The 1,727-nt window shown below is 64.7% G+C and carries 2 protein-coding genes and 1 pseudogene; 2 read left to right on the top strand and 1 reads right to left on the bottom strand.

The features are described 5' to 3' along the window. Positions 1–104: 104 nt before the first annotated feature. Positions 105–539: pseudogene (locus tag QU44_RS16905) on the bottom strand (transposase); the annotation flags it as partial. A gap of 425 nt (positions 540–964) precedes the next feature. Between QU44_RS16905 and QU44_RS16900 the strand changes: the two are divergent. Next, positions 965–1,438 carry a helix-turn-helix domain-containing protein gene (locus tag QU44_RS16900; protein ID WP_197054375.1) on the top strand — a complete coding sequence of 158 codons (474 nt, stop codon included), beginning with the start codon at positions 965–967 and terminating at the stop codon, positions 1,436–1,438. Between the two features lie 79 nt (positions 1,439–1,517). Further along, complete coding sequence (locus tag QU44_RS16895) at positions 1,518–1,709, top strand: hypothetical protein (RefSeq protein ID WP_033923578.1); 192 nt, start codon at positions 1,518–1,520, stop codon at positions 1,707–1,709. Positions 1,710–1,727 lie beyond the last annotated feature (18 nt).

Here is a 1,727-nt window from a genome sequence, read left to right as displayed (position 1 = left end):
CTCTGCCGCGCAGCGGCTTCGTGCTGTGGGTGGGCTCGACGCAGCGTCCTGCGTTCCCCGCGACACGGTCGCAGCGGGGGCGATCGAGGATATGCCGTGCCGGGTCACGACCCTGAGCGCCCGGATGCGCTGATGACCAAGGGCGGTGCGCGGGGCTGATATCGACGCTCGAAGGTCTCGATGATGACCATGCGCCCGCCACAGCACGGGCATGGTGGCCGGGCATTGGCCGGTTCGAGGGGCGCGTCATCGGCCGCCGGGGCTGCGACCGCGAGCAACTGGCGGGCGCGTTCGAGGCTGGTTCGCCGGGTGCCGCTGGCAAGCAGGCCATAGTGACGGATGCGGTGGAACCCGCGCGGCAGGGCGTGCAGCAGGAACCGGCGGATGAACTCGTCGGCAGCCAGCGTCATGACCTGCTGGCGGTCGGCGCCGCCGCGGCGATAGTCCTTGTATCGGAACGTGACCCCGCCCTCGTCGAACCGGAGGAGACGGCTGTTCGAGATGGCGACCCGGTGGGTGTAGCGCGACAGATAGGCGACCCACGAGCTTAATGCGCTGGTTGCAGCCTTTCATTCAAAAGCGATTATTACCACCCTGCCGCATGAAGATCAGCAGCGTTGGCTGCGTGGCAGCTATGATGATGTGGTGGCATCGCAGCTTCACGACCCCGTGCAAAACATGACCGGGCACCGACCGGTGTTTCTGACGTGACAACAAAGCCTTGCGATAACTCGGCATCCCACCTGATTTGAGCCACGCAAATCGAGGCGATCCTATGGATCGGGCCGGTGGGCGCGGTGTCCCGACAGGAACGCGGTGAGGGCGGTTCATGCAATCTCGACGATGATGGCTGGCAGCGGCGGCAGCCTGGTCTCCTCGTCGCACCAGCCCCGCCTCTTCACCCCGAAACGGTTCTACTTTACTTCGTTTTAACGGGGACTATCTCCGTGGAATGGATCCGACGATGGCGACCCAGGCTGATCGCTCGCGACTGACGCCGCGGCAGCACGAGTGCCTGCGTCACGTTTATGCGCGACGTACCTCCGAGGAGATCTCGGCGATCACCGGCTTGGCGGTCGGCACGATCGACACCTACATCGCCGAGGCAGTGACAGTGCTGGGCGCGCGCAACCGTCGCCATGCGGCGGAGCTGCTCCAGGAGAAAGGTGGGCAAACCACCACCCCCGAAAAACCTATATCCGAGAATCTCGGGGTCGCCGTCACGCCACCGAGATCGCAAGCCACCGCTGAGCCGGACGGGCCGCGACAATGGGTCGCGCTGCTCCCGGTTCGTCAAAGGGGAGCAATCGGCAATGATCTTGGTCCAGTCGCCCGACTCGTCGCAATCGTCGGTTTCGCCATCGCGCTTGCCGCCGGCTTTGGCATGCTCGCCGTTGGCATGCGCGTCATCTCCGACCTCGCCACCGGTCTGCGCTGAGACACCGGGCGACGATCCCGAAGACGGGCAGGTCGATCCGGTCGCACGGTTCGTCGGTGCGTTGCACGCATATGAACGGATGCTCCGCAATACATATGCCGCGGGCGGCCAACTCGCCAGCGCGGCGATCGACGCCCAGGTTCATCGAGAGCTGTCGCCCATCGCCGGCCATCAGATTCTTCGGTCGCTGACGATCGCTAACCTTGCGATCGCCGACGCGCTTTCCCGCAGCGCCGAGGCGCACCGTCTTTTGGAAGTCCTAGTGGATTGATTTTGACATTCGCATCCC

Origin of the sequence: Sphingomonas sp. 37zxx, assembly GCF_000786205.1 — a bacterium.
Classification (GTDB): Bacteria; Pseudomonadota; Alphaproteobacteria; order Sphingomonadales; family Sphingomonadaceae; genus Sphingomonas.
The sequence above is the reverse complement of the archived record's forward strand: the minus strand, read 5'-3'. Positions and strand labels throughout refer to the sequence as shown.

Excerpts from the sequence above, each read along its gene's own strand:
- QU44_RS16895 (WP_033923578.1), top strand. The coding sequence starts at position 1,518 with ATGCTCCGCAATACATATGCCGCGGGCGGCCAACTCGCCAGCGCGGCG.
- QU44_RS16900 (WP_197054375.1), top strand. The coding sequence starts at position 965 with ATGGCGACCCAGGCTGATCGCTCGCGACTGACGCCGCGGCAGCACGAG.